We start from the raw sequence: 3,265 nt of genomic DNA on the forward strand, positions 1-3,265 counted from the left end.
TCGATATCCTGCGCTTCGAAAACTTTAAGCAATCGGGGTTTTTTCCATTCAGGAGGGTCCAGGTTCACAAATTTCCCCTCCTCACATAGCTCAACCGAGTAAGAATTCCCCTTCTCGTTGAAAAACTCCCAAAGCTCAAATTTCTGCATCACGTTTTCTCCTTAGGGCACAAACGCCTTGCCACCCAGAATATCGACATCGACGCGCTCATCTCGTCTGCCGCCATCTTCATTCTCTTTCCGAATCTCGTCATTGTAGAAAGGATATTCTCCTTCACCTTTGACCGACAGTAGTCGATGGCACGCTGGGTCGCAATGGCCAGCCACTGGCCGGGCGTCTTTTCTCCACTGAGCCCGGGCACCAGATTCTGCAGAGGATGCAACACACTAGACGCTGCATGAGCAGTGGAGGTGTTGCAAATGAAACAGAGGCGCCGGATCATTCCGGCTCGGACGCGCCCCATCTACTATCAGCCGGGAGCTACGACGTAATGGAGGCATCCAGGGCTATCGCGCGAATCAAGCTGATGAACTTGCCTGGGTTCGAGCGCGCTGCCTTCCTTCTCGAACCGAAGGAACTTGCCAAGCTGGAAGCCGATGTGGCCACCAGCATGGAAATGATCGCCGCCGCCAGACGCTCGACGGGGCAAGGCCGCAAGGAAGTTGCCAAGCTTTTGGAGCAGGCTGACAAGATCAGGAGTGGCAAGGCCCTCAACATCAATATCGCCAATTCGCTGCGCAGCCTGATCTCAGCGCTTGCCATTTCCGAATTCCACGGCGATCCGGCCGAGGATTGGCTGACCGTCAAGCACGCGCTGCGAGCGGCCAATCAAGACGAGCTCGCGCACGTGGCCGACCAATTGGACTTCCTGGTGGCGTTCCGTCGCGGCCACCGCATCTCCGCAGCTCTGTCAACTGAGTGGCTGCGCGACGGCGCATACACTCACGCCCGCGCGGCTCTTGACCAGGCCCTCGCCCAAGAACAGATCCTCGACGGCGTGGAGCCTCCAACGGGGCTGCAGGTCATGAACTTCCACAAGGCCAAGGGGAAGCAATTCGACGGCGTCATCATCGTCCGCGAGGCCCGGCGGACTGGTCCCGCCGTCGAATCGTCCTTCGTCTGGCGGGGCGATGCTGCGCCATATCCCAAGAGCCGCCGGGTGCTTCGCGTCGGAATCACCCGCGCGAAGGTCCACACGCTCATCCTCAATCCACTGTGGCCTGAATGCCCAATTCTGAGCGGACACAAGCTTTAGATTGGTAGTTACTCAACGGAGGCAAGTAAAAGGGACGTGCTTGATAATTAGATGCAATGTGCCTTGGTATGGTCTACGGGTAAACTGTCACGTACCTGAGATATGCGGAGATGTTCAGTGAATCTGGATGGCGTTTTTGTTGAGTCGGATGATCAGAATGCGGCGTTAGCAAGCGCGCACGGGAATCGCAATCTCGAAGCGAACGGGTCTTACAACACCCTGGATTTCGTGGTTCGCTTGAGGCCAGACCTTCATAGAATCCTGGAAGCACAGGGTGGCGAGGCCTCCATGYGCGAATGCGAGTCCTGGGAGGTGGCGCAGGCATTTTCGACCTACCTCCACGAAACCATCCACTGGTGGCAGCATGTAGGAACAAGCGCGGGACTCATGTTGAGTTTCTTGCAACCCGCCCACGCTCATATGAACCGAAAATGGCTGGACCAAGTCCTGGCAACGCATGGGCCAGTCAAGCCCCTGCTAGGACTGGCCGAGAAGCTGCTCGATGCCGAGCAACAGGACGCTGGACTCAACGTTGTCCTCAATAACTGGCACGATCTCGATTTTTTTCGAAGACTCGTCATCAATCCGGTAGGTTCAGCTAACAGCGTCGCTAGCGATCCGTATTTCAGCAGCGTTGGTCATTCCTATCGTATGGCGATTGGCGCTGCGAGTTGGCTCATTGCCGCGACAGTGGACCAAAACTACGAAGCGCTGCCCCACCCGCGTGACTGGGAGGCCGATATGGGGATGCTGCGTACCAATGAGGTCGAAGGATTTTATCCCGGATCACCTATCGAAATTCCACCGTTGGGTCTCTTGGAAATTCTCGAAGGGCAGGCGCGCTTCTCACAGATTCAATATCTCTATGGGGCAAGCGGCGGCGGCCTCTCCTGGGACAACTTCCGCAGGCGAGTGAACCGCCCCGGCTTTCGTGGAGGCTGGTTGGTTTAAGTCAGGCCGTGGCGGCCTGTTCGGTRAGTTGCCGATAATACGTTGCTTCGGCCTCGGCCGGCGGCACGTACCCGATGGAGCCGAGCAGCCGGTGATGGTTGAACCAGGACACCCATTCCAGCGTTGCCAGCTCAAGCGATTCCCGGGTCCTCCACGGAGCACGGCGGTGAATCAACTCGGCCTTGTACAGGCCGTTGATCGTCTCGGCCAGCGCATTATCGTAGCTGTCGCCCCTGCTGCCCACTGAAGGCTCGATGCCGGCTTCGCCCAGGCGTTCGCTATAGCGAATCGATACGTATTGCGAACCCCTGTCGCTATGGTGGATCAAGGCATTCKCCGGTTCRGGCTGCCGGGCGTACAGTGCCTGCTCCAGGGCATCGAGCACGAAATCGGTGTTCATGGAACTGCTGACCCGCCAACCAACGATGCGCCGGGCGAACACGTCGATGACGAAGGCCACGTACAGCCAGCCCTGCCAGGTCGAGACGTAGGTGAARTCGGAAACCCAAAGCTGATTGGGTCGGTCGGCCTTGAACTGTCGATTGACGCGATCRAGCGGACACGGCGCYCGCGTATCGCTKGTGGTCGTGCGCASCACCTTGCCGCGGACGACACCGYGCAGCCCTCGGCGGCGCATGAGCCGCTCGACGGTGCAACGGGCCACCGGAATGCCCTCACGGTTCAATTGCTTCCAGACCTTGTCGGCGCCATAGACCTGCATGTTGGCTTGCCAGACRCGCTCGACGTGCGCGATCAGAACATCGTCACGCCGGGCTCTGGCACTGCGCAGGKCRGGATTGCACCGCTGSGCYGCGTAACGCCAATAGCCCGACGGGGCGATCCGCAGCACCTTGCAGATCGGCTCGACCCCGAAGCTGTCGCGGTACTTGTCGATGAAGGCYCTCATCACTTCAATCGGCGGTCGAGCTCCGCCTGCGCGAAAAACGCGCTGGCCAGCTTCAGGATCTCATTSGCCTTGCGCAGTTCCTTGACTTCACGCTCCAGCGACTTGATACGCTGCTGCTCGCTCGTGCCAGGACCTTCCCGCTGCCCCGTATC

The 3,265-nt window shown here is 58.7% G+C and carries 1 protein-coding gene, 2 pseudogenes and 1 other annotated feature; of the genes and pseudogenes, 2 read left to right on the top strand and 1 reads right to left on the bottom strand.

Annotated elements, in window-relative coordinates; all coding sequences use genetic code 11:
* Positions 1–447: 447 nt before the first annotated feature.
* Together AB4Z27_RS28550 and AB4Z27_RS28555 are read left to right on the top strand one after the other, a co-directional pair.
* A pseudogene (locus AB4Z27_RS28550) lies at positions 448–549 on the top strand (helix-turn-helix domain-containing protein); the annotation flags it as partial.
* Positions 550–1,372: 823 nt separating this feature from the next.
* On the top strand, positions 1,373–2,206 hold the full coding sequence (locus AB4Z27_RS28555; protein ID WP_441645920.1) for a hypothetical protein: 834 nt from the start codon (positions 1,373–1,375) through the stop codon (positions 2,204–2,206).
* A gap of 1 nt (position 2,207) precedes the next feature.
* Here AB4Z27_RS28555 and AB4Z27_RS28560 read toward each other — a convergent pair.
* Positions 2,208–3,265: pseudogene (locus AB4Z27_RS28560) on the bottom strand (IS3 family transposase); the annotation flags it as partial.
* Positions 3,039–3,155: a sequence feature (AL1L pseudoknot), on the bottom strand. (Overlaps the previous pseudogene by 117 nt.)

Source organism: Cupriavidus sp. KB_39, from assembly GCF_052114485.1.
GTDB lineage: Bacteria > Pseudomonadota > Gammaproteobacteria > Burkholderiales > Burkholderiaceae > Cupriavidus.